Annotated in this window: 23 protein-coding genes; 8 read left to right on the top strand and 15 right to left on the bottom strand. The window is 67.2% G+C overall.

The genetic code is table 11. From position 1 onward, the window contains the following. Positions 1-84: 84 nt before the first annotated feature. The 8 genes from K32_RS18300 to K32_RS18330 form a co-directional block, all read right to left on the bottom strand. On the bottom strand, positions 85-840 hold the full coding sequence (locus tag K32_RS18300; RefSeq protein WP_201400891.1) for an SDR family oxidoreductase: 756 nt from the start codon (positions 838-840) through the stop codon (positions 85-87). 19 nt (positions 841-859) lie between these two features. Further along, a complete protein-coding gene (locus tag K32_RS24985; protein ID WP_244669597.1) occupies positions 860-1,309 on the bottom strand; it encodes a GNAT family N-acetyltransferase in 450 nt (149 codons plus the stop codon). Continuing rightward, on the bottom strand, positions 1,306-2,352 hold the full coding sequence (locus K32_RS24990) for a GNAT family N-acetyltransferase (protein WP_244669599.1): 1,047 nt from the start codon (positions 2,350-2,352) through the stop codon (positions 1,306-1,308). Before K32_RS24990 ends, K32_RS24985 begins: the two co-directional genes overlap by 4 nt. Next, a complete protein-coding gene (locus K32_RS18310; RefSeq protein WP_201400892.1) occupies positions 2,349-3,047 on the bottom strand; it encodes a GNAT family N-acetyltransferase in 699 nt (232 codons plus the stop codon). The genes K32_RS24990 and K32_RS18310 overlap by 4 nt, the downstream gene beginning before the upstream one ends. Then, positions 3,044-3,877: an isocitrate lyase/phosphoenolpyruvate mutase family protein gene (locus K32_RS18315; RefSeq protein WP_201400893.1), complete on the bottom strand. Its 834-nt coding sequence runs from the start codon at positions 3,875-3,877 to the stop codon at positions 3,044-3,046. Before K32_RS18315 ends, K32_RS18310 begins: the two co-directional genes overlap by 4 nt. Before the next feature lie 37 nt (positions 3,878-3,914). Beyond that, positions 3,915-4,124, bottom strand: coding sequence for a hypothetical protein (locus tag K32_RS18320; RefSeq protein WP_201400894.1), 210 nt, complete (start codon positions 4,122-4,124; stop codon positions 3,915-3,917). Positions 4,125-4,150: 26 nt separating this feature from the next. Then, entirely contained in the window at positions 4,151-4,444 is a 294-nt protein-coding gene (locus tag K32_RS18325; RefSeq protein WP_201400895.1) for a hypothetical protein, read from the bottom strand. A gap of 753 nt (positions 4,445-5,197) precedes the next feature. Continuing rightward, positions 5,198-6,994, bottom strand: coding sequence for an IlvD/Edd family dehydratase (locus tag K32_RS18330; protein ID WP_201400896.1), 1,797 nt, complete (start codon positions 6,992-6,994; stop codon positions 5,198-5,200). 137 nt (positions 6,995-7,131) lie between these two features. Here K32_RS18330 and K32_RS18335 point away from each other — a divergent pair, with 137 nt between their 5' ends. Then, positions 7,132-8,316: a pyridoxal phosphate-dependent aminotransferase gene (locus K32_RS18335; RefSeq protein ID WP_201400897.1), complete on the top strand. Its 1,185-nt coding sequence runs from the start codon at positions 7,132-7,134 to the stop codon at positions 8,314-8,316. Positions 8,317-8,448: 132 nt separating this feature from the next. Here the strand turns inward: K32_RS18335 and K32_RS18340 are convergent, their stop codons facing one another. Both K32_RS18340 and K32_RS18345 read right to left on the bottom strand, forming a co-directional pair. Further along, the gene (locus K32_RS18340) at positions 8,449-9,396 is read right to left on the bottom strand and encodes a tellurite resistance TerB family protein (protein WP_201400898.1); all 948 of its coding nucleotides are present in this window, start codon (positions 9,394-9,396) and stop codon (positions 8,449-8,451) included. Positions 9,397-9,649: 253 nt separating this feature from the next. Beyond that, positions 9,650-10,291 carry a 2-dehydro-3-deoxy-phosphogluconate aldolase gene (locus K32_RS18345; RefSeq protein ID WP_201400899.1) on the bottom strand — a complete coding sequence of 214 codons (642 nt, stop codon included), beginning with the start codon at positions 10,289-10,291 and terminating at the stop codon, positions 9,650-9,652. Between the two features lie 777 nt (positions 10,292-11,068). Here K32_RS18345 and K32_RS18350 point away from each other — a divergent pair. The 5 genes from K32_RS18350 to K32_RS18370 all read left to right on the top strand — a co-directional run bounded on the left by K32_RS18350 (position 11,069) and on the right by K32_RS18370 (position 15,080). Then, entirely contained in the window at positions 11,069-12,274 is a 1,206-nt protein-coding gene (locus K32_RS18350) for an MFS transporter (protein WP_201400900.1), read from the top strand. Positions 12,275-12,494: 220 nt separating this feature from the next. Then, positions 12,495-13,133, top strand: coding sequence for an exonuclease domain-containing protein (locus K32_RS18355; RefSeq protein ID WP_201400901.1), 639 nt, complete (start codon positions 12,495-12,497; stop codon positions 13,131-13,133). A 66-nt stretch (positions 13,134-13,199) separates the two neighbouring features. Beyond that, complete coding sequence (locus K32_RS18360) at positions 13,200-13,874, top strand: energy-coupling factor ABC transporter ATP-binding protein (protein WP_201400902.1); 675 nt, start codon at positions 13,200-13,202, stop codon at positions 13,872-13,874. Further along, a complete protein-coding gene (locus K32_RS18365) occupies positions 13,871-14,470 on the top strand; it encodes an energy-coupling factor transporter transmembrane protein EcfT (protein ID WP_201400903.1) in 600 nt (199 codons plus the stop codon). Before K32_RS18360 ends, K32_RS18365 begins: the two co-directional genes overlap by 4 nt. Before the next feature lie 49 nt (positions 14,471-14,519). Further along, a complete protein-coding gene (locus K32_RS18370) occupies positions 14,520-15,080 on the top strand; it encodes a biotin transporter BioY (RefSeq protein ID WP_201400904.1) in 561 nt (186 codons plus the stop codon). A gap of 36 nt (positions 15,081-15,116) precedes the next feature. On the opposite strand, the gene K32_RS18375 is transcribed toward K32_RS18370, so the two are convergent. The 4 genes from K32_RS18375 to purE all read right to left on the bottom strand — a co-directional run bounded on the left by K32_RS18375 (position 15,117) and on the right by purE (position 21,185). After that, positions 15,117-16,109, bottom strand: coding sequence for an LLM class flavin-dependent oxidoreductase (locus K32_RS18375; protein WP_201400905.1), 993 nt, complete (start codon positions 16,107-16,109; stop codon positions 15,117-15,119). An 86-nt stretch (positions 16,110-16,195) separates the two neighbouring features. Next, on the bottom strand, positions 16,196-19,348 hold the full coding sequence (gene ileS / locus K32_RS18380) for an isoleucine--tRNA ligase (protein WP_201400906.1): 3,153 nt from the start codon (positions 19,346-19,348) through the stop codon (positions 16,196-16,198). A 288-nt stretch (positions 19,349-19,636) separates the two neighbouring features. Beyond that, on the bottom strand, positions 19,637-20,731 hold the full coding sequence (locus K32_RS18385; RefSeq protein ID WP_201400907.1) for a 5-(carboxyamino)imidazole ribonucleotide synthase: 1,095 nt from the start codon (positions 20,729-20,731) through the stop codon (positions 19,637-19,639). Then, the gene (gene purE / locus K32_RS18390) at positions 20,721-21,185 is read right to left on the bottom strand and encodes a 5-(carboxyamino)imidazole ribonucleotide mutase (protein WP_201404556.1); all 465 of its coding nucleotides are present in this window, start codon (positions 21,183-21,185) and stop codon (positions 20,721-20,723) included. Before purE ends, K32_RS18385 begins: the two co-directional genes overlap by 11 nt. A 157-nt stretch (positions 21,186-21,342) precedes the next feature. Between purE and K32_RS18395 the strand changes: the two genes are divergently transcribed. Beyond that, the gene (locus K32_RS18395; RefSeq protein WP_201400908.1) at positions 21,343-22,008 is read left to right on the top strand and encodes a GGDEF domain-containing protein; all 666 of its coding nucleotides are present in this window, start codon (positions 21,343-21,345) and stop codon (positions 22,006-22,008) included. On the opposite strand, the gene K32_RS18400 is transcribed toward K32_RS18395, so the two are convergent. Beyond that, positions 22,009-22,215: a YdcH family protein gene (locus tag K32_RS18400; RefSeq protein WP_018181485.1), complete on the bottom strand. Its 207-nt coding sequence runs from the start codon at positions 22,213-22,215 to the stop codon at positions 22,009-22,011. Positions 22,216-22,462: 247 nt separating this feature from the next. Between K32_RS18400 and K32_RS18405 the strand changes: the two genes are divergently transcribed. Then, complete coding sequence (locus K32_RS18405) at positions 22,463-22,642, top strand: YdcH family protein (RefSeq protein ID WP_201400909.1); 180 nt, start codon at positions 22,463-22,465, stop codon at positions 22,640-22,642. Positions 22,643-22,667: the final 25 nt, after the last annotated feature.

The raw sequence follows: 22,667 nt of genomic DNA on the forward strand, positions 1-22,667 counted from the left end.
AGTTCGCACGCCCCGGAACCCGGCTGCATGGATCCCCGCCTTCGCGGGGATGACGACGGAGCATCCCCCCGCTGACAGCGCCCCTCAGAGCGAGAAGCCGCCGTCCGACAGGTAGACCTGGCCGGTCGTGTAGCGCGACTCGTCGGACGCCAGGTAGATCGCGAGCGACGCGATTTCCTCGGCGGTGCCGAGGCGGCCCATCGGCTGGCGGTCGATGAACTGCTGGCGGATTTCTTCCACCGTCTTGCCCTGCTTTTCCGCCTGCTCGGCGATGCGGCCGTCGAGCGAGGGCGACTGGATCGTGCCGGGCGCGATCGAATTGGCGCGGATGCCCTGGCGGATATAGTCGGCGGCGATCGCCTTGGTCAGGCCGACGACGGCGGCCTTCGACGCGCCATAGGCGTAGCGGTTCGGGATGCCGCGCACCGAGCTCGCGCCCGACGAGATGTTGATGATCGAGCCCTCGCCCTTTTCCAACATGCCAGGCAGGAAGGCGCGGATGGTGCGGTGCATCGCCTTGACGTTGATGTCGAAGGAGAAATCCCAGTCGTCATCGGACGTCGTCAGCACCGTGCCGTGATGCACGAAGCCGGCGCAGTTGAAGAGGATGTCGACCGGGCCGACTTGTCTCGACAGCGCGTCGACCGCCTCGGTCGAGCGCACGTCGAGCGTATGCACCTCGGCGACGCCGCCGGCCTTCAGATCGGCCATCCCTTCCGCCTTCAGGTCGGTCGCGATGACGTAGGCGCCCTCGGCCGCGAAGGCGAGCGCCGTGGCATGGCCGATGCCGGCGCCCGCCGCCGTCAGAAAGGCGCGCTTGCCCGTGAGACGTCCCGTCATGAATTCTCTCCCGTTCTTCTCAGCTTGTTGTCTTGATCATATGAATGAGAACGCGATCGGCGAGCGCCTCCCGCCTTTCGATCGCGTAGCCGTGTCGCCGGTACCAGGCGATGTTGTCGACGAGCTTCTCGCCCGTGTAGAGCCGGAGCGTCGAAAGCCCGAGCTCGCGCGCCCGCGCCTCGGCGAAGGCGAGCAGCCGGTTGCCGACGCCCTCACCCCGCGCTTCCGGCGCCGTCGCGACGCTCCAGATCAGGAGGTCCTCCGGCCGGACTTCCAGCACCAGCGCGCCCGCGAGGCCCTCGTTCCCGTCGAGCAGCCAGAATTCGTGGCTCGCGAACAGGCCCGCATAATCGGCCAGAAGCGGCAGCGGCTCGACGCCGAGCCTGGCGCGGTTCGGCGCATAGGCGGCCCGCTGCAGCGCCTCGATGTCAGCGCGATCCTCCGGACCGCCGCGACGCGGCTGGCTCACGTCTCCGCCCCGCAGTCGAGGCTCGTCTTCTGCTTCCCCTCGGCGTCGAAATTGGCGGGATCGAGCCACGCCTCGAAGCCCTTTTTCACGCGCGGCCATTCGTGGTCGAGGATCGAGAACCAGGCGGTGTCGCGGTTGCGGCCCTTGATGATCATGTGCTGGCGGAACGTGCCCTCGTAGCGGAAGCCGTAGCGCTTCGCCGCGCGCCGTGACGGCGCGTTCAGGTCGTTGCACTTCCACTCGTAACGGCGATAGCCGAGATCGTCGAAGGCATGCCGCGCCATCAGATACATCGCCTCGGTGGCGCCGATCGTGCGCTGCAGAGCGGGCGTGAACAGGATGTTGCCGACCTCGATCGCGCGATCCTGCGGCGCGATGCGGAGATAGGTGGCGTGCCCGACGGCCTTGCCCGTCGCCCGATCGAGGATCGCGAAGAGGAGCGGATCCTCCTTCTTCGCGGCCGCCTCGTAATGGGCCGAAAAGCTCTCGAAATCGGCGAAGGGTCCGTGGCCGAGATAGGCCCAGAGGCCGTCATTGGCGGCGCCGGCCGACAGCTCGTAGATGTCGCGGCCATGCGCCGCGAGATCGAACGGCACGATCTCGACATAGCGGCCCTCGAGCGGCACGCGATCGGCGAGCTCCTCCCGCCGTTCGATCGCGTAGCCGTGTCGCCCGTACCAGGCGATGTTGTCGACGAGCTTCTCGCCCGTGTAGAGCCGGAGCGTCAAAAGCCCGAGCTCGCGCGCCCGCGCCTCGGCGAAGGCGAGCAGCCGGTTGCCGACGCCCTGCCCCCGCGCGTCGGGCGACGTCGCGACGCTCCAGATCAGGAGGTCCTCCGGCCGGATCTCCAGCACCAGCGCGCCCGAAAGCCCCGTGTCTCCGTCGAGCAGCCAGAATTCGTGGCTTTCGAGCAGCCCCGCATAATCGGCCAGCAGCGGCAGCGGCTCGACGCCGAGCTTGGCGCGGTTCGGCGCATAGGCGGCCCGCTGCAGCGCCTCGATCTCCGCGCGATCCTCCGGACCGCCGCGACGCGGCTGGCTCACGTCTCCGCCCCGCAGTCGAGGCTCGTCTTCTGCTTCCCCTCGGCGTCAAAATTGGCGGGATCGAGCCACGCCTCGAAGCCCTGTTTTACGCGCGGCCATTCGTGGTCGAGGATCGAGAACCAGGCGGTGTCGCGATTGCGGCCCTTGATGATCATGTGCTGGCGGAACGTGCCCTCGTAGCGGAAGCCGTAGCGCTTCGCCGCGCGCCGCGACGGCGCGTTCAGATCGTTGCACTTCCACTCGTAACGGCGATAGCCGAGATCGTCGAAGGCGTGCCGCGCCATCAGATACATCGCCTCGGTGGCGCCGATGGTGCGTTGCAGAGCGGGCGTGAACAGGATGTTGCCGACCTCGATGGCGCGGTCCTGCGGCGCGATGCGGAGATAGGTGGCATGCCCGACGGCCTTGCCCGTCGCGCGATCGAGGATCGCGAAGAGAAGCGGATCCTCCTTCTTCGCGGCCTCGGCGTAATAGGCCGAAAAACCATCGAAATCGGCGAAGGGCCCATGCCCGAGATAGGCCCAGAGGCCGTCATTGGCGGCGCCGGCCGATAGCTCGTAGATGTCGCGGCCGTGCGCCGCGAGATCGAACGGCACGATCTCGACGTGGCGGCCCTCGAGGGGCACGCGAGCGGGGCGCGGCGCGGGCGTCGGGTCGACGGCGACGCCGACCGGATAGGTTTCAGACGATGTCACGATTGGGAACCTCCGGCGAAGGGCGCGAAGAAACGGTTCAGCTCGGCGCCGGGCTCGGCATGGGCGAGTTCGGTCAACGTGCCGGACCCGGCCACCTCGCGCGCGAGGCGCAGGAAGCCGCCATAGGCGGCACGCGCCAGCGCGGTCGCGAGCGAGACACGGCGGACGCCGGCCTCGGCGAGATCGGCGATCGACTGCGCGGGATCGAGCGCGATGACGTTGACCGGCTTGCCGCCGGCGGCGTCGATCACCTTGGCGATCGAAGCGGCATCGGGCTTGCCCGGCACGAAGAGCACGTCGGCGCCGGCCTCCGCGAAGGCGGCGATGCGGCGGCAGGCCTCGTCCAGCCCGCCCGGATGACCGGTGAGCAGCGCCTCGCTGCGCGCCGTCAGAAGCACGTCCGGTCCGGCCGCGTCGATGGCGGCGCGCGCCGCGCGCACCCGGGCGACGGCGTGGTCGAATTCATAGAGCGAGCGATCCGCCGCCATGTCCTCGACCGAAAGCCCGGCGACGCCCGCCTCGACGCAAAGCGCGACATTGGTCGCGACCGCCTCGGCGGCGTCGGCGAAGGCGTTGCCGAAATCGGCGTTCACCGGCAGCTCGGTGGCGGCGACGATCTCGGCGATATGCGCCAGCATGGTGTCGCGGTCGACGGCGCCGTCCGGCAGGCCGCGGCTGAAGGCGAAGCCGCCCGAGGTCGTCGCCAGCGCCGGGAAACCGAGGCCGGCGGAAAGCCGGGCGCTGCCGATGTCCCATGGATTGGGCATGACGAAGCAGCCCGCGTCATGCAGCTTGCGGAAATTGGCGCGACGCGCCGCGATCGATGTCATGGTGTTCCTCGCCCTCGACCCCCGCCGATCTTAGCGATCAGGCGTCCGATGTCGATGCATCCGCGCCGCTTTCGCGCCGTTGCGGAAGGTTGATCCCCCGCCGCGCCAGTTCCTCGGCGATCCGGCGGGGCACGGCGCGGCAGCCGCAATTCGCGGCATGGGCGAGATGCCAGTCGACGCGCTGGTCGAGCGTCGGGTTTCGCGGCATCGGATGGGCCTCGTGCCAGGCGGCGTTGAGTTTACCCATGACGTTCCTCTCCCGATGCGCCCGGCTCAGAACCGGGCTTCGATGTCCCAGTCGTCGTCGAGTTCGTCGCGGATCGCGGCGACCAGCATCTGCCCTTCGGCGCGCCAGACCACTTCCGCCTCGGCGCTCGGGAAACGCGAGCCCTTCGGATCCTCGGGATCGAAGATGGCGTCGAAGGCGTCGCTCCACGCCTCGATCCGGTCGAGCAGATCATCGGAAAGGTCGAGATCGTCCGGCTCGATCGCATAGGCGGGCTTGTTGTCCGGAACCAGCCAGAAATGCGTGCCGATGCCCTCGGGCGAAATTCTCAGACGCGGCAAGAGAGCCTCCAACGGAATGGGAATGACGACAATTAAGACAAGATCGGTCCGGATGATATCCGTCCCGGAGCGATCCTCAGAGAGCTTTGCCGGGCGCCTCAGGATGAGGCGCGGCGGTGGCTTTCCCCCTCCCCCTTGTGGGGAGGGTCGGGGTGGGGGTACCGGCACCGACCCGTCCGAAAGCAATCCACTCTTTCCGGCGACCCGCGAGGTGGTACCCCCTCCCTAACCCTCCCCACAAGGGGGAGGGAATGCGGGTCGTTCCCCTGCCCCGGGGCGAGGCCCGGCTTTGCCGGGCACCTCAGGATGATGGTGGAGTCTCGGGAATGGGGAAAAATCCCGGCGACGTCCTCTGCCGTCATCCCGGCGAAGGCCGGGATCCAGACACACCGGCCCAGAGCTGGGCCGAATGCTTCCTGGCCGGTGTTCATGGGCCCCGGCCTCCGCCGGGGCGACGGAGCCCTGCCCGTGGACCGTGCTCCGCGTGGCGACCTCTCTCCCCCTCCTTCACCTCTCCCTGAGGGAGAGGTCGGCTCGAAGAGCCGGGTGAGGGTTTAGGAAACCCTCAGGATAAGGCGCGAGGAAGATCTGACTTTTGAGGCCGTAAACCCTCACCCGCCGCACGTCGTGCGTCGACCTCTCCCTCAGGGAGAGGTGAGGAAGCAGCTCGCCAGAAACGACATGACCGGCCGCAAGGGCCGGTCATGCAATGTTGGAAACACTGGGAAAGCCGGGGCTTTCCGAAACCACGCGTCAGTGGTTGTCGCGCGGGATGCCGTAGGTCTGGTGGACCCGCTGGTACTTGACCGCGGGCTTCAACACCATGCCGTCGGCCAGCTGGTCGGTCAGCGCGCGCTGGATCTCCTGCCACGGCGTCTGGCTCGGCGGGATCGGGAAACCGCCGGCGGCGTTGAGGGCCGCGCGGCGAGCCGCCAGTTCCTCGTCCGAGATCAGGATGTTGGCCGAGCCCTTGTTCAGGTCGACGCGGACGCGGTCCCCCGTCTGCAGCAGCGCGAGGCCACCGCCGGCGGCGGCTTCCGGCGAGGCGTTCAGGATCGACGGCGAGCCCGACGTGCCCGACTGGCGGCCGTCGCCGATGCAGGGCAGCGAGAGGATGCCGCGCTTGATGAGGGCTGCCGGCGGCTGCATGTTCACGACCTCGGCCGCACCCGGATAGCCGATCGGGCCGGTGCCGCGGATGAACAGGATGCAGTTCTCGTCGATGTTCAGCTCGGGATCGTCGAGGCGGTGGTGGTAGTCCTCCGGACCGTCGAACACGATCGCGCGGCCCTCAAACGCCTCCGGATCGTTCGGGTTCGACAGGTAGCGGTCGCGGAACTCCTTCGAGATCACGCTGGTCTTCATGATCGCGCTGTCGAACAGATTGCCGCGCAGCACGATGAAGCCGGCGTCCTGCACCAGCGCCGTCTCGAAGGTGCGGATGACGTCCGGCAGCTCGATCTCGGCGTTGCGGCAGTTGTCGCCCATCGTCTTGCCGTTGACGGTCATCGCATTCTCATGGATGAGGCCGTGCTTCATCAGCTCGTTGACGACGGCCGGCACGCCGCCGGCATGCTGGTAGTCTTCACCCAGATACTTGCCGGCCGGCTGCAGATTGACCAGCAGCGGCACCTTGTGGCCGACCGTCTGCCAGTCGTCGACGGTGACGTCGACGCCGATGTGACGGGCGATGGCGTTGATGTGGATCGGCGCGTTGGTCGAGCCGCCGATCGCCGAGTTGACGACGATGGCGTTCTCGATCGCCTCGCGGGTGATGATGTCGGACGGCTTCAGGTCTTCCCAGACCATCTCGACAGCGCGCTTGCCGGTCTCGTAGGCGATCTGCTGGCGCTCGCGATACGGCGCCGGAATGGCGGCCGAACCGGGCAGCTGCATGCCGAGCGCCTCGGCGAGCGAGTTCATCGTCGACGCCGTGCCCATCGTGTTGCAATAGCCGGTCGACGGCGCGGACGAAGCGACGATCTCCATGAACTCTTCATAGTCGATCTCGCCGGCGGCGAGGCGCTCGCGCTGCTTCCAGACGATCGTGCCCGAGCCGGTGCGCTCGCCCTTGTACCAGCCGTTCAGCATCGGGCCGACCGACAGCGCGATCGCCGGGATGTTGACGGTTGCCGCGGCCATCAGGCAGGCCGGGGTCGTCTTGTCGCAGCCGATCGTCAGCACGACGCCGTCGAGCGGATAGCCGTAGAGGAGCTCGACCAGGCCGAGATAGGCGAGGTTGCGGTCAAGCGCGGCGCCCGGACGCTTGCCGGTCTCCTGGATCGGATGGACCGGGAATTCCATGACCAGGCCGCCGGCTTCGCGCACGCCCTCGCGGACGCGCTCGGCGAGCACCAGGTGGTGGCGGTTGCACGGCGACAGGTCCGAACCCGTCTGCGCGATGCCGATGATCGGCTTGCCGGACTGCAGTTCCTTGCGGGTCAGGCCGTAGTTCAGATAGCGCTCCATATAGAGCGCGGTCATGCCGGGATTGTCCGGATTGTCGAACCAGGACTGGGAACGAAGCTTGCGGGGTGTGGTGGACGACATGGTAAGAGGCTCTCCCGGAAAATCGGATTTGATTTTGGCCTGAGGATGCGCTGAAACATCATACGAAATCAATGGCCGTGTCGTCGCGGCCATCAACAAAATCATACCCCGCAAAGACATAGCCCGGGAGGAAAGAAATGTTCCAGACAGTCGCCAACTTCGAACGCATCGGCGAGGAGAACGCCTTCGCCGTGCTCGCCCGCGCCACCGACCTGGCGCGCCAGGGCCGCGACATCATCAATCTCGGCATCGGCCAGCCCGATTTCCGCACGCCCGACCATATCGTCGAGGCGGCGGTGAAGGCGCTGCGCGACGGCGAGCACGGCTATACGCCGGCGACCGGCATCCTGCCGCTGCGCGAGGCCGTCGCCGCCGACGTATCGAAGCGCACCGGCGCGCCGGTATCGCCCGACAATGTCGTGGTGGTTCCCGGCGGCAAGGTGACGATGTTCGCGGCGATCCTGATGTTCGGCGAGCCCGGCGCCGACATCCTCTATCCGGATCCTGGCTTCCCGATCTATCGCTCGATGATCGAGTTCACCGGCGCCAATCCGATCCCGGTGCCGATCCGCGAGGAGAACGGCTTCGCCTTCTCGGCCGAGGAGACGCTGGCGCTGATCACGCCGAAGACGCGGCTGATCATCCTGAATTCGCCCGCCAACCCGACCGGCGGCGTCACGCCGAAGGCAGAGATTGACAAGCTCGTCGCCGGCCTCGCCAAGTGGCCCGACGTCGCGATTATGTCCGACGAGATCTACGGCCAGATGATCTATGACGGGCTGGAGCACACCTCGCTGCTCTCCTATCCGGAGATCCGCGACCGCGTCATCCTGCTCGATGGCTGGTCGAAGACCTATGCGATGACCGGCTGGCGCATGGGCTATTCGGTCTGGCCGACGGCGCTGATCGACAAGGTGCGCAAGCTCGCGGTGAACTGCTGGTCCTGCGTCAACGCCCCGGCGCAGTTCGCCGGCCTCGCCGCGCTGACCGGCCCGCAGGACGCGGTGCATGCGATGGTCGCCGAGTTCGACCGCCGCCGCGCCGTCGTGGTCGAGGAGATGAACAAGATCTCCGGCATCACCTGCGCGACGCCGAAGGGCGCGTTCTACGCCTTCCCGAACATCAAGGCGACGGGCTGGAAGGCCAAGCCGCTCGCCTCGGCGCTGCTGGAACAGGCCGGCGTCGCCACCATCGGCGGCCCCGATTTCGGCGTCTATGGCGAGGGCTATATCCGCCTCTCCTACGCCAATTCGACGGAAAACATCCGCAAGGCGATCGCCCGCATCGACGAATTCCTGCAGGCGAACATCAAGGCGGCATAGTGCGGGCTTCGAGGCTCGCTGCGCTCGCACCTCAGCCTGATGAGACTGGGTGCGAGGCGTATCTCCCTCAGGGGGAGCCGAAGAAAAACTCCCTCTCCCGCATGCGGGAGAGGGTTGGGGTGAGGGTCTTCCTTAGGCCGACGCGCCGGCGACCGCCTTCTCGATCGACGCCTTCAGGTCGGCATCGAGGCCGAGGCGGGCGGCGAGCATGTCGAGATAGCCGCGCTCGGCCGGATGATCGGGATTGATGGCCAGGATCGACGCGGCATAAAGCTGGATCGCGTGCTCGGGACCGGTGGCCGAATCCACGATCTTGTTGATGTCGAGCGGAGCGGCGAACTCCTTGTTGAGGAACTCGCGCTCCTCGCCGGTCAGGCCGCCCTCGCCGAGCTTGCCGAGGATCCTCTGCTTCTCGTCGGCGTCGATGCTGCCGTCGGCCTTGGCCGCCGCGATCATCGCCGAGACGATCGAGAGCGCAACCGCATCGGAGCCACCCGGGGCATTGGCGGGATGGAAGGCGGAATCGGCCGGCGGCAACGCCGCCGGGGTGCCGGTCGGCGCCGAACTCGCCGGCGCATCGGGATTGTTGACCTTGTATTGCTGGTAGGCCTTGTAGGCGAGCGTGCCGATCGCGGCGAGACCGCCCAGCGTCAGCGCGTCGGCCTTGAGCTTCGGACCCTTGCCGCCGAACAGCACCGCCGCAAGGCCACCGGCCGCGGCGGTCGAGAGACCGGGATTCTGCTTGGCGTATTCGGTCACCTTGCCGACGACGTCGCCGATGCCGCCCCCGCCGGAGCCGCCTGCGGCCGAATTGCCGTTGCCGCCCAGAATGCCGCCGAGGAGATCACCAAGACCGCCGGCACCGCCGCCCTGGCCACCGGCCTGACCGCCTTGGCCGCCGAGAACGCTGCCCAGAAGGTCGCCGAGGCCGCCCGCCTCGCCGCCGGCCGGCTGGCCGCCGCCGCTGCCGAGCGAGCCGCTCATCCGGCTGAGATCACCGAAGCTGCCTTGTCCCTGGCCGCCGCCTGCCCCGGTTGCCGCGCCGAGTAGCTGGTCGAGAATGCTTTTGCCGTCGATCATCTCACTCTTCCCTATCTGGAACCGCGTCCATACGCATGGGGGAAGTAGTGAGCACCGATTGCCGCGACAAGGCAAGATGGCGACCGAACGGACAGAATCCTTCCGGCGAGATCGTTCGTCGCGAAAGAAAAAGGCCGCCCCTGCACAGCGCAGAAGCGGCCCGTTTGTCTCATCCTGCCGTTGCGGAGCGGGCCTTCCGGATCCCTGGAGATCTTTGCAGGCAGCTCTCTTCTACAGAAGGACGATCCGTAATTCAGGCGGCGCGGAGCTCGAACGCTTCGCGCGCCAGCGTGGTGATCGCCGCCCAGTCGCCGGCAGCGATCGCGGCGGCCGGGGCCACCCACGAGCCGCCGACGCACATGACGTTCGGCAGCGACAGGTAGCTCAGCGCGTTCTTCAGGCTGACGCCGCCGGTCGGGCAGAACTGCAGCCCCGGCAGCGGCGAGGCCAGCGCCTTCAGATAGGGCGCGCCGCCGGCCTGCTCGGCCGGGAAGAATTTTGCCGCGCCGTAGCCTTCCTCGAGCAGGAACATCGCCTCGCCGGCCGTGGCGACGCCCGGCAGCAGCGGCACCGGCGAACCGGCCGCATGCGCGATCAGCTTCGGGCTGGCGCCGGGGCTGACCAGGAAGCTGGAGCCGGCCGAGACGGCCTCGTCGAACTGCTTCGGGTTCAGGATGGTGCCGGCGCCGACATTGGCGCCCTCGACCTCGGCCTTGATGGCGCGGATGCAGTCGAGGGCGGCCGGCGTGCGCAGCGTCACCTCGAGCGCGGTCAGGCCGCCGGCGACGAGCGCGCGGGCCAGCGGCACGGCGGTCTTGACGTCTTCGATGATCAGCACCGGGACGACCGGCGCGGCTTTCACGATCGGGAGAAGGGCGGAGAGGTTCTGGGTCATGAACTGCTTTTAGCCAAAGGGGGTCTCAGGGCGGAATCGCTGCCGGATCGTATCCGATGAGAGGCGGAAAAAATACCGGCGGACGGATGGGCGATACTGGTAGCGCCAAGACTACCCTCTCTCGGAAGACCTTCGCTGAGCGCCGCCCCACGCTCCCGCGGTCGATCGGTCGCCGAGACCGTCCTCCCGAACAAACCTCCCCCATCATCCTGAGGTATCAGGCGAAGCCGGGCCTCGAAGGAGGGTCCAGGGAACACCTGGAGACTGCGGGCAGATTTCGTCCGAGCATTGCAGTGCCCTCTGGATCCTCCTTCGAGGCTTCGCTGACGCGAAGCACCTCAGGATGATGGTGGAGGCGGTTGATCGGCTGGAAGGCTCCAAGATTTGGACAAACCTGCCTTCCCAAGCAGCCCCCTCACCCCACCTTCTCCCGCAACGGGAGAGGGCTTTTGGCCGGCGCGCTTCATCGATTCCGAAACGCTGCGACAGGCACAGACGCGCGCCCTCTCCCCTTGTGGGAGAGGGTTGGGGTGAGGGTTCTTCACCCCACGCTCCGCCGTCATCCCGGCGAAGGCCGGGATCCATGCAACGGAAGACCGTGACGGCCAGATCCTTGGTCCTCCTCGAGCAGGCAAGCCTCAAGCAAGGCCCTCACCCGACCCTCTCGTGATAAAATTCCGCCAGCCTGTCGAAGTCGCCGCCCCTCGTTCGTCGGGGTTGCTGTAGGGCAGCGGTCGGTTGCGCCCGTGCGAAGTCCCTTTTTGAAGGATACACAGCATGACCGGTTTCAATCGCTGGCTCGTCGTCTTCGCGGGCGCCTTGATGGGCTGCGTCGCCATCGGGGCCATGTTCTCGCTCGCCGTCTTCCTCGATCCGATGTCCACGGACACCGGATGGTCGCGGGCCGGCATATCGAGCGCCATGACGCTCAACTTCCTGATCATGGGCGTCGCCGGCATCGGCTGGGGCGCGGCGAGCGACCGTTTCGGGCCGCGCGTCGTCGTGCTGATCGGCTCGCTTCTGCTCGGACTGGCGCTCGTTCTCGCCAGCCGGGCGACCTCGCTTCTCGCCTTCCAGCTGACCTTCGGCATTCTCGTCGGCCTCGCCGCGAGCGCCTTCTTCGCCCCGGTGATCGCCGCCGTCACCGGCTGGTTCGACACCAACCGCAGCCTCGCCGTCTCGCTGGTCTCGGCCGGAATGGGCATGGCGCCGATGACCATCTCGCCCTTCGCCCGCTGGCTGATCACCGCCTATGACTGGCGCGTCGCCATGCTCGCGATCGGCATCGGCACCTGGGTCGTGCTGCTGCCGGCGACGATGCTGTTGCGCACCCCTCCCAGGACCACGGCTCCCGCCGCGATCCCCGCCGCCGACGGCTCCGCGGTCGGCGGCATGACGATGCAGGGCGCCCTGCGCTCGCCGCAGTTCTGGATCCTCGGCCTCACCTTCTTTGCCTGCTGCGCGGCGCATTCGGGGCCGATCTTCCACATGGTGAGCTATGCCATCGTCTGCGGCGTCTCGCCGATGGCGGCCGTCAGCATCTACAGCGTCGAGGGGCTTGCCGGGCTCGGCGGCCGCATCCTGCTCGGCGTCGGCGCCGACAGGCTCGGCGTCAAGCCGGTGCTGGTGGCGGGACTGCTGGTGCAGGCCCTCGTCATCGCCGCCTACAGCCTCGTCGGCCAACTCGAGCAATTCTATCTGCTGGCGCTGATCTTCGGGGCCGCCTATGGCGGCGTGATGCCGCTCTATGCCGTGCTCGCGCATGATTATTTCGGCCAGAAGAACCTCGGCGCGGTGCTCGGCGCGGCGACCCTGCTGTCGAGCCTCGGCATGGCGCTCGGGCCCTGGATCGGCGGCTGGATCTTCGACACCTACCAGAACTATGCGTGGCTCTTCATCGGCTCGTCGATCGTCGGCCTCGGCGCGGTCGCCATCGCCCTCACCTTCCCGCCGCTCCGCCAGAGGCAGGCGCAGCCGGCCTGAGGCGCGACCCGACAGGAGGCGGGAGCGTCAACAAACGACGCTCCCGCCTCCAACGACGATTTGGCTCGCCGTTGGACGAGACCATCATCCAGCCTTTGAAGGAGCGCCCGTCTTCCTGCATGATGGGAAGATCCCGCCTCGGCGGGCTGGATGAAGCCTACCGCTGCCGGAAGCGCATGGAACGCCGCCATCCAACGTTCCTGCGAATCCGAGAGTGTCGATGCACTGGCAGCCCTTTCCGCAAGGTCCCTTCCGTTTCTTCGCGCTGGATGTGGAGACGGCCAACAACGATCGAGGCAGCATCTGCCAGATCGGCGTCGCCTGCGTGCGGGCCGATCATTCGATCGAGACATGGGTGACCTGCGTCGACCCGAGGACCGATGTCTGGCTCTGGAGCGGCCTGCACGGCATCACGGCCGACAAGGTGCGGGGCGCTCCGACGTTCCTGGAGGTTCTGCCCGTTCTGGAAACCGCGCTGGACGGCGCGATCATCTATCAGCATTCCGGCTTCGACCGCAGCGCCATTTCCGCCGCCTGCACGAATGCGGGGCGTGCCGCGCCGAGCTGGTCCTGGCGCGACAGCGTTCAGGTCGCCCGGAACGCCTGGCCCGAACTGAAGGGCAATGGCGGGCATGGATTGGCCCATCTCAAGATCCATCTCGGGCTTGAATTCCATCACCACGATGCCGGCGAAGACGCGCGGGCCGCGGCGGAAGTGGTGCTGCGCGCCGAAGGCATCACGCCAATTCGCGTCCCTTCCAGAGCAGCAACCGTGGCGGCGATGCTGGATAGGCCCGACGGGATCGGCAATCTCGACGAATTCGTCGTGCGCAGCGCCTCCCCCACCTGCGACAATTGACCCGGCGAAGGACACGCTCTATCGCATGCGGCATCGCACAATCCGCAAGCGGGGGCCGAAGGCTCAATGATCGTGCTCGAAGCGGTCAGCCATGATTTCGATGGCCGGCCCGTCCTGACCGGGATCGATCTCGCGCTCGCCGAGCGCCGCATCGGCATCGTCGGCGCCAACGGCTCCGGCAAGAGCACGTTGGCGCGGCTGCTGAACGGGCTGGTCCTGCCGAAGGCGGGGCGCGTGCTGGTCGACGGCGTCGACACGAGGAAGGACGTCAAGGCGATCCGCCGCAAGGTCGGCTTCGTGTTCCAGAACCCCGACCACCAGATCGTCATGCCGATCGTCGGCGAGGACCTCGCCTTCGGGCTGAAGGCGCGCAAGATCCCGAAGGCGGAGATCGATGCGCGCATCGACGCGGCGCTGGCGCGATACGATCTCGGCCATCTGCGCGAGCGGCCGGTGCATCTGCTCTCCGGCGGCGAGAAGCAGCTGGTGGCGATGTCGGCGGTGCTCGTCACCGATCCCGAGATCCTCGTCTTCGACGAGCCGACGACGCTGCTCGACCTCCGCAACCGCAACCGCGTCGCCGCCGCCATCGACGCGCTGCCGCACCCGGCCCTCGTCGTCAGCCACGACCTCGAGCTGATCGCCGGCTTCGAGCGCGTGTTGATGATCGAGGATGGCCGCGTCGCCGCCGACGGATTGCCTGGCGAAGTGCTGCCGTTCTATCGCGAGCGGATGCGATGACCATCGGGCTCTATCATCCGGGCCATTCGAGGCTGCACCGCGCGACGGCCGGCGCCAAGCTTTCGGCGCTGCTCGTCATCTCGCTGGCGCTGTTCCTGGTGCCGTCCGAGATCGCCGTCTTCGCCAGCGTACCGCTTGCCTTCGCCGTCTATCTCTCGACCGGCGCGCCGTTCCGCAGCCTGATGGCGCAACTGCGCGGCCCGGCGATCCTGCTCGGCATCATCTTCCTGTTCCATCTCGTCTTCGGGTCGATCGCGGAAGGCGCGCTTACCGTGGCGCGCTTCGCGACGCTGATCCTGCTCGCCAGCGCCGTAACGCTGACGACGCCGGTCTCGGAAATGGCGGAGCTGGTCGAATGGCTACTTGGGCCGTTCCGGCCGATTGGCGTCAATCCGGAGAAGGTCGGGCTCGCCATCGCGCTCGCCATCCGCTTCGTGCCGCTGATATCAGAGGAATTCCGTCATATCCGCGAGGCGCAGGCGGCGCGCGGGCTCGCCGCCAATCCGCTGGCGCTGATCGTGCCGCTGATCATCCGCACGCTGAAATCCGCCGACGAACTTGCCGACGCCATCGAGGCGCGCGGCTACGAGACTTGAAGACTAAGCCTTGGGGATCCTGGATCCCCCAACAGGAGACGACAATCCGATGAGCCGGGACGTTTCGACGCGTGACATCGTTTATATCGCGCTGTTCGCAGCCCTGATGGCGGCGATCAATCTGGTGCCGGCCTTCCAGGTCGGCTTCCTGCCGGTGCCGATCACGGCCCAGACGCTCGGCGTCATGCTGGCCGGCAGCCTGATCGGCGCCAAGCGGGGCGCGCTCGCCATCCTGCTCTTCGTGCTGCTGGTGGCGCTCGGTCTGCCGCTGCTCTCCGGCGGCCATGGCGGCCTCTCGGTCTTCTTCGGCCCGACCGCCGGCTTCATCATCGCCTGGCCGTTCGCCGCCTTCGTCACCGGCTGGCTGACCGAATTGAACTGGCGGCGGATGAACGCCGTCTGGTTCTTTGTCTTCTCGGCGATCGGCGGCATCGGCGTGGTCTATCTGATCGGCATCCCCTGGCTCGCCATGGTCGCCAAGCTGTCGCTCTGGGATGCCGCCAAGGGATCGCTGATCTTCGTGCCGGGCGATCTGATCAAGGCGGCCGTCGCCGCCGTCATCGCCGAGACGGTCCGGCGGTCCTACCCGCTGATGCAGGCGGCGCGCTAACGCTTCGCTACCGGAACGCTAACGCGATCGGCGCTGTTAACCGGCGCCGATCCCGCCGGCTCTAGCGATCAGCTCGATCGAGCGCAGCCGCGCGGCATGGTCGTAGACATCCGAGACGAGGATCAGCTCGTCGGCACCGGTCTCCTTCACCAGCGCCTGCATGCCCGCCCGGACGGTATCCGGTGAGCCGACGATCGAGCGGGCCAGCATCTGCCTCGCCTGCGCCCGCTCCATCGGCGACCAGTAGGTCTCGATATCGTCGATCGGCGGCTTGGAAAGGCCCCGCGCACCGCGAAAAATGTCGGCGAACGACATCTGCTGCGTCGTCGCCAGCCGCCTTGCCTCGTCGTCCGTCTCGGCCGCGATCACGTTGACGCCGACCATGGCATAGGGCCGGTCGAGCTGTTCCGAAGGCTTGAAGCGGCTCCGGTAGATTTCGAGCGCCGGCAAAAGCAGGTCGGGTGCGAAATGCGAGGCGAAAGCGTAGGGCAGGCCCAGTTCCGCCGCCAGCATGGCGCCAAAGTTGCTGGAGCCGAGGATCCAGAGCGGCACCTCGGTTCCGGCCGCCGGCACGGCGACGATGCGCTGGCTGGGACCGGCCGGCGCCAGAAACGCCTGCAATTCCAGCACGTCCTGCGGAAAATTCTCGGCATTGTCGGGCGAACGGCGCAGCGCCCGGAGCGTGATCTGGTCCGTTCCCGGAGCCCGGCCGAGGCCGAGATCGATGCGGCCGGGGAAGAGCCTGGCCAGTGTGCCGAACTGCTCGGCGATCACATAGGGCGCATGGTTCGGCAGCATGATGCCGCCGGCGCCGATGCGGATGGTCTTGGTGCCGGCCGCGATATGGGCCAGCACGATCGAGGTCGCGGCGCTGGCGATGCCCGGCATGTTGTGATGCTCGGCAACCCAGATGCGGTTGTAGCCCCAGCGCTCGGCATGCGCCGCGACATCGCGGGCGCTGTCGAGCGCGCCGCGCGCATCGGTCTCCTCGGTCACGCGGACGAGCTCGAGAATGGACAAAGGCGTCATTTCAGTCCCCCGATCGTCCGGCCGAAACCGGGAAAATTTCGCCCGGCCGCGACCGGCCGGGCGAAAACATCAATCCTCGCCGCGCCTTAGCGCGCGACGCGGACGCCGATGGCGATCGGCTCGTCGAGCAGGCTCGTCTCGGAGACGAAGCCCTCCGGCTGGCCGTCGGTCGGGCGCAGCGTCTCGGCCAGCGTCTCGGCGCGGACCTGGTCCTCGTGCGCGAGGATCGCGGCGGCGGCGCCGTTGGCGATCTTCACCTCGATGTGGATCCGGTCCGAGATGTTGAGGCCGGCTTCCTTGCGCGCCGTCTGCACCAGGCGGATGAAGTCGCGGGCGACACCCTCGCGCTCCAGCGCCTCGTCGACATGGGTATCGAGCACGACCACACCGGCGGCGCCGTCGAAGGCGACCGCGTCGAGGCCTTCATTGGCCTTGAAGCGCAGCTCGTATTCGCCCGGCTCGATGGTCTGGCCCGCGACCGCATAGCGGCCGTCGCCGAGATCTTCCCACTCGCCGGCCCGCGCCGCGTTGAGCACGTCCTTCAGACCCTTGCCGAGCCGCTTGCCGATCTTCGGATCGACGGCGAGCACGACCTGGCCGAAGGCGGACGGATCGACCGCCAGCACGACTTCCTTGACGTTCACCTCGTCGGCGATGACGTCCTTCAAGAGCGCCAGCTTCTCGAAGCCCCGATGCGCGACGGTGAGGCTGCGCAGCGGCAGGCGCGTGCGCAGGTTCTTGACCGTGCGGATCGAGGCGGCTGCCGACGCGACCGTCCGGGCCAGATCCATGCGCTCGACCAGCGCCTTGTCGTCGACCAGCGCCGAAGCGTCCGGCCAGTTGGCCAGATGCACGCTCTCGCCGTCGACCAGCGCCCGATGGATGTGCTCGGTCAGGAACGGCAGGAACGGCGCCAGGGCGCGCGTCATCGTCACGAGCACGGTGTAGAGCGTGTCGTAGGCGGCCTGCTTGTCGGCGTCCTTCTCCGACTTCCAGAACCGGTCGCGCGAGCGGCGGATGAACCAGTTGTTCAGCGCCTCGATGAAGGGCGGGAAGGCGTTGGTCGCGCCGGCGAGGTCGAGCTTTTCCATCGACGCCTCGATGCCGCGGATCAGATCGGCGGTCTTGGCGAGGATGTAGCGATCGAGCTCGGCGTCGGCGGTCGTGACCAGCCGGCCCTTGATGCCGTCGATATTGGCGTAGAGCGTGAAGAACGAATAGGCGTTCCAGATCGGCAGCATGACCTGGCGCACCGTCTCGGCGATGGCGCGGCCGTCCTTCGGCATGGCGAGATCGCCGCCGGAGAGCAGCGGCGACGACACCAGATACCAGCGCAGCGCATCGGCGCCATAGGTATTGAAGACCTCGATCGGGTCCGGATAGTTGCGGAGCCGCTTCGAGAGCTTCTGCTTGTTCTCGTCGAGCACGACGCCGTGGCAAACGACCGAGCGGAACGGCGCCTTGTCGAACAGGGCGGTCGCCATCACCATCAGCGTGTAGAACCAGCCGCGCGTCTGCGCGACATACTCGACGATGAAATCGCCGGGGAAGTGGCCCTCGAACCAGTCCTTGTTCTCGAACGGGTAATGCACCTGCGCGAACGGCATCGACCCGCTCTCGAACCAGCAGTCGAGCACGTCCTCGACGCGGCGCATCACCGACTTGCCGGTCGGATCATCCGGGTTCGGGCGGGTCAGGTCGTCGATATAGGGCCGGTGCAGATCCTTCGGGCGCACGCCGAAATCCCGCTCGAGTTCGTCGAGCGAGCCATAGACGTCCAGGCGCGGATAGTTCGGATCATCCGACTTCCAGACCGGGATCGGCGAGCCCCAGAAGCGGTTGCGGCCGATGTTCCAGTCGCGCGCATTCTCCAGCCACTTGCCGAACAGGCCGTCCTTGATATGGCCCGGCACCCAGTCGATGCCCTGGTTCAGCTCGACCATCCGATCCTTGAACGCCGACACCTGGACATACCAGGAGCGCAGCGCCTTGTAGATCAGCGGCTGGTCGGTGCGCCAGCAATGCGGGTAGTTGTGGTCATAGGTCTCGTGGCGCAGCACGGCGCCCTGAGCCTTGACCTCGCGGATCACTTCCTTGTTGGCGTCGAAGACGTTCTGGCCCTCGAAGGACGGCGCCTCGGCGGTGAAATTGCCGGCGAAGTCGACGGGGTCGACGACCGGGATGCCGTTCGACTGCGCCAGCGCCATGTCGTCCTCGCCGAAGGCGGGAGCGATATGGACGACGCCGGTGCCGTCGGTCATCTCGATGAAGGCGGCCGCATGCACGCGGAAGGCGCCCTCTTCGCGCTTCGAGGCGAAGAAGGGGAACAGCGGCTGGTAGGTGCGGCCGACGAGATCGGCGCCCGAGACGGTCGCGACCTCCTGGTAATCGGCCAGCTCATGCGCGTAGTTCGCCACCAGCGGCGCGCCGAGGATGACGCGCTCATTGCCCTTCTGGAGCACGGCGTAGTCGGCATCGGCCTTGACCGCCAGCGCCATGTTGGACGGCAGGGTCCAGGGCGTCGTCGTCCAGGCGAGCAGGCGCGTCGGCACGGTCTCGCCCTCGACGGGATCGAGCAGGAAGCCGACCGTCAGCGCCGGGTCCTGGCGCATGCGGTAGGAATTGTCGAGGCGGGTCTCGAAGTTCGACAGCGGCGTCTGCGCGGCCCAGCTATAGGGCACGACGCGGTAGCCCTCATAGATCAGGCCCTTGTCGTGCAGCTGCTTGAACGCCCACATGACGCTCTCCATGAAGGAGAGGTCCATCGTCTTGTAGTCGTTCTTGAAATCGACCCAGCGCGCCGAGCGCGTGACATAGTATTCCCAGTCCGCCGTGAACTGCTGCACCGAGGTGCGGCAATGCTCGTTGAAGCGGGCGACGCCGTATTTCAGGATCTCGAGGCGACCGGAGACGCCGAGTTCCTTCTCCGACTGCATCTCGGCCGGCAGGCCGTGGCAATCCCAGCCGAAACGGCGGTCGACGACCTTGCCGCGCATCGTCTGATAGCGCGGCACCAGATCCTTGACGAAGCCGGTGACCAGATGGCCGTAATGCGGCAGGCCGTTGGCGAAGGGCGGTCCGTCATAGAAGACGAATTCCGACGCGCCCTGCTCCCGACGCTGTTCGATCGAGCGCTCGAAGATCTCGTTCTCTTTCCACCATGCGCCGATCGCTTCCTCGATCTTGGGGAAGGAGGGCGACGACTCGGCGGCGGGATAGACGGTCTTCGGCTCTGTCATGGCGAATGTCTTTGTTCTTGTCGGAAATCGTGGGCGGAAATCGGGCCTTCGATAGCGCCTTTGCGGCAATGGCGCCACCCCTGACGGCAAGGGCCCTGATATGGGAGCCGGCGCAGGAACTTGAAAGGGTCGGGATTGGCCGGCCGTCTAGGCAAAAGGCAAGGAAGCCCCCTCACCCAACCCTCTCCCGCAAGCGGGCGAGGGCTTTTCGGCCAGTGCCAGTGTCGATATCGGCACCGTGTGATGCGCTCCCTCTCCCGCGTGCGGGAGAGGGTTGGGGTGAGGGTCTTACGCGCCCTTGGGCGAAATCCGGTTCACGTGCCCCATCTTGCGGCCAGGTCGGCTCTCGCTCTTGCCGTAGAGATGCAGCCGCGCGCCCGGCTCGGCGGCGAGATCCAGCCATGCATCCGCCTCGGCGCCGACCAGATTGGTCATCACCGCATCCGAATGGCGCTCGGTCGAGCCGAGCGGCCAGCCGGCGATGGCGCGAATATGGTTCTCGAACTGCGAGACCAGGCAGCCGTCCTGAGTCCAGTGGCCGGAATTGTGGACGCGCGGGGCGATCTCGTTGACGAGGAGCCGCTCCGAGCCCGCCTCCTCGACGACGAACATCTCGACCGCCAGCAGGCCGACATAATCGAGCGCTTCCGCCACTTTAGCCGCGATCGCCCGCGCCGCGTCGGCGGTCGCGTCCGAGAGCTGGGCCGGCACGGTGGAGGTGGCGAGGATGTGGTTGCGGTGGACGTTCTCGACGATGTCGTAGACCGCCGTCTCGCCGCTTCGGCCGCGAACGACCAGCGCCGAAACCTCGCGCGCGAAGGTGATGAAGCCTTCGAGCACGGCCGGCTTGCCGGCGATCGCCGTGAAGGCGGCTGCCGCGTCGTCGCCGGCGCGGATCGCCACCTGGCCCTTGCCGTCATAGCCGAAGCGTCGGGTCTTCAGGATTGACGGCCGGCCGAGCGCGTCGAGGGCAGCCTCGAGCCCGGCGACATCATCGACGGCGGCAAAAGGGGCGACCGGAATGCCGAGGCTCCGCATCAGCTCCTTTTCCGACAGCCGGTCCTGCGACACCGACAGCGCGCGCGGCCCGGGTAGAACCGCGACCTGCTCGCCGAGAAAGGCGGCGGTGGCCGCCGGCACGTTCTCGAACTCGTAGGTCACGACATCGACGGATCCCGCGAAGGCGGAAAGCGCACTCTCGTTCTCATAGGCCGCGACGGTTCGGGCCGCCGCGACGTCGAAGGCGGGACTTTCGCCGTCCGGGCAATAGACATGGCAGCGGAAGCCGAGCTCGGCCGCCGCGGTCGCCAGCATCCGGCCGAGCTGACCGCCGCCCAGGATGCCGATGGTGGAACCGGGCTTCAGCATCGCATCAGCCTTCATCGGAAGGGCTTTCGGCGACGCGGGCGGTCTGCGCGGCGCGCCATGCGTCAAGCCTGCCCGCCAGCTCGGGATCGTTCAGGGCGAGGATCGACACGGCGAGCAGCGCGGCGTTGATGGCGCCGGCCTTGCCGATCGCGAGCGTGCCCACCGGGATGCCGCCCGGCATCTGCACGATCGAAAGCAGGCTGTCCTGACCGGAAAGCGCCTTCGATTCCACCGGCACGCCGAGCACCGGCAGCGGCGTCATCGACGCGCACATGCCGGGCAGATGCGCCGCGCCGCCGGCGCCGGCGATGACGACCTTGAAACCCTGGTCGCGGGCGGATTTCGCGAAGTCGACCAGCCGGTCCGGCGTCCGGTGCGCGGAGACGATCCGGTCGTCATGCGCGACACCGAGCGCGTCCAGCGTTTCGGCCGCGTGCCGCATCGTCTGCCAATCGGATTGGCTGCCCATGATGATGGCGACTGGCGCCGTCTTGTCTGCCAAGTTCTCGTCTCCGACCTTGGGGGAAGGCGGCGGATTATAGAGAGGGACGCCCCGGCCGCAAGGCGCGGTTCAGGACTTACGCGTCGTTAACCAGAATTGAACCAAGCCACGGCAAAGATTGGCCATGTCCAGCGCCCCGGCTCCCATCCCCCGTCCCCAAACCCCGATCGAACGCGATCCGGCCCCCGCTTCGCGCCGTCGCGAAATCACGTCCAACGACGCCTTGCCGGACCTGCCGGTCGAGCAGCGCTCGCTGGTCATGCGCCTGGCCGAAGAGGTGGCGACGCTCCGCCGCGCGCTCGACGCCAGCCAGCACCGCATCGCGGCGCTGGAGGTCGAGGCAGCCGAGGAACCGATCTCCGGCCTGTTCAACCGGCGCGCCTTCCTGCGCGAGATCGAGCGCGCCATCGCCTTCCAGACCCGCTATCCGATGACCTGCGGCATCGCCCTGATCGACATCGACGGCCTCGACGCCATCCGCTCGGCCGGCGGGCAAGGCGGCCTCAATCGCGCCCTGCGCGCCATCGGCCAAACGCTGCGCGCCGGCATCCGCTCCTGCGACGTCGCCGCGCGGACGGGCAACGAGCAGTTCGCGGTCGTGCTCTGGAACTCGACGCCGGCCGATTGCGGCCATCGCGTCAACGGATTGCAGCGGGCGATTGCCGGCCTGCAGCTGTCGGCCGACGCCGGCATCACGTCGCAGTCGGCGGTCGTGATGATCGAAGCGGGCATGACGGTCGACGGGCTGATCGCGGCGGCAGAAACGCTGTTGCCGGGAAGCGGCGGCTGATCAGGCGATGATATCCGGCAGAAGCTGATCCTCCAGCGAGACCATGCGGTCCTTCAGCGCCAGCTTGCGCTTCTTCAGGCGCTGGATGCGCAAGGGATCGATCTTGCCGGTTTCGGACATCACCGAAATCGCGGCATCGAGGTCGCTATGTTCCTGGCGGAGCCGTGCCAGTTCGAAGCGGATTTCCTGTTCTTCTTCCTCGGTCATTCACCCCAACCTTGCCGAGTTTGGACGGCCCTGGCGCCAAGGATACATGCTTGGCCCCGGCCAAGCGAGAGGCGGATCGCGCCTTGCCCCCTTGAACCTCGCCTCCCCGGGCCACAGATCAGAAGAGAGCCGGGGTTGCCACGACGACGTCCCGTGACGTGGTCGTGCGTCAGTTCCGGTTCGACAGCAACCCGCGTCCATGGCACGATCGCGTGCCGTCATCGATCAACGAAGGGAGGCAGTATTAATGTCCATCGATTCGCATCTTGCCGAACTGGAACGGCGCCACGAGGCGCTCTCCAGGGAGATCGACCAGGCAGCCAACCACCCGAGTGCCGATACGCTTGAATTGGCTGCCATGAAGAGACGCAAGCTGCAGCTCAAGGACGAGATAGCCCGGTTGAAGGGCAACAGCACCGTTCACTGATTGGTGACATCTTACTTGCGAAGCG

It is taken from the genome of Kaistia sp. 32K, from assembly GCF_016629525.1.
Lineage (GTDB): Bacteria > Pseudomonadota > Alphaproteobacteria > Rhizobiales > Kaistiaceae > Kaistia.

Coding starts and splice junctions, on each gene's coding strand:
- ileS (WP_201400906.1), bottom strand. CDS start 19,348: ATGACAGAGCCGAAGACCGTCTATCCCGCCGCCGAGTCGTCGCCCTCC.
- K32_RS18395 (WP_201400908.1), top strand. CDS start 21,343: ATGTCCAGCGCCCCGGCTCCCATCCCCCGTCCCCAAACCCCGATCGAA.
- K32_RS18360 (WP_201400902.1), top strand. CDS start 13,200: ATGATCGTGCTCGAAGCGGTCAGCCATGATTTCGATGGCCGGCCCGTC.
- K32_RS18365 (WP_201400903.1), top strand. CDS start 13,871: ATGACCATCGGGCTCTATCATCCGGGCCATTCGAGGCTGCACCGCGCG.
- K32_RS18340 (WP_201400898.1), bottom strand. CDS start 9,396: ATGATCGACGGCAAAAGCATTCTCGACCAGCTACTCGGCGCGGCAACC.
- K32_RS18405 (WP_201400909.1), top strand. CDS start 22,463: ATGTCCATCGATTCGCATCTTGCCGAACTGGAACGGCGCCACGAGGCG.
- K32_RS18385 (WP_201400907.1), bottom strand. CDS start 20,731: ATGAAGGCTGATGCGATGCTGAAGCCCGGTTCCACCATCGGCATCCTG.
- K32_RS18315 (WP_201400893.1), bottom strand. CDS start 3,877: ATGACATCGATCGCGGCGCGTCGCGCCAATTTCCGCAAGCTGCATGAC.
- K32_RS18355 (WP_201400901.1), top strand. CDS start 12,495: ATGCACTGGCAGCCCTTTCCGCAAGGTCCCTTCCGTTTCTTCGCGCTG.
- K32_RS18320 (WP_201400894.1), bottom strand. CDS start 4,124: ATGGGTAAACTCAACGCCGCCTGGCACGAGGCCCATCCGATGCCGCGA.
- K32_RS18335 (WP_201400897.1), top strand. CDS start 7,132: ATGTTCCAGACAGTCGCCAACTTCGAACGCATCGGCGAGGAGAACGCC.
- K32_RS18370 (WP_201400904.1), top strand. CDS start 14,520: ATGAGCCGGGACGTTTCGACGCGTGACATCGTTTATATCGCGCTGTTC.
- K32_RS18330 (WP_201400896.1), bottom strand. CDS start 6,994: ATGTCGTCCACCACACCCCGCAAGCTTCGTTCCCAGTCCTGGTTCGAC.
- K32_RS18300 (WP_201400891.1), bottom strand. CDS start 840: ATGACGGGACGTCTCACGGGCAAGCGCGCCTTTCTGACGGCGGCGGGC.
- K32_RS18350 (WP_201400900.1), top strand. CDS start 11,069: ATGACCGGTTTCAATCGCTGGCTCGTCGTCTTCGCGGGCGCCTTGATG.
- purE (WP_201404556.1), bottom strand. CDS start 21,185: ATGGGCAGCCAATCCGATTGGCAGACGATGCGGCACGCGGCCGAAACG.
- K32_RS18375 (WP_201400905.1), bottom strand. CDS start 16,109: ATGACGCCTTTGTCCATTCTCGAGCTCGTCCGCGTGACCGAGGAGACC.
- K32_RS18345 (WP_201400899.1), bottom strand. CDS start 10,291: ATGACCCAGAACCTCTCCGCCCTTCTCCCGATCGTGAAAGCCGCGCCG.
- K32_RS18400 (WP_018181485.1), bottom strand. CDS start 22,215: ATGACCGAGGAAGAAGAACAGGAAATCCGCTTCGAACTGGCACGGCTC.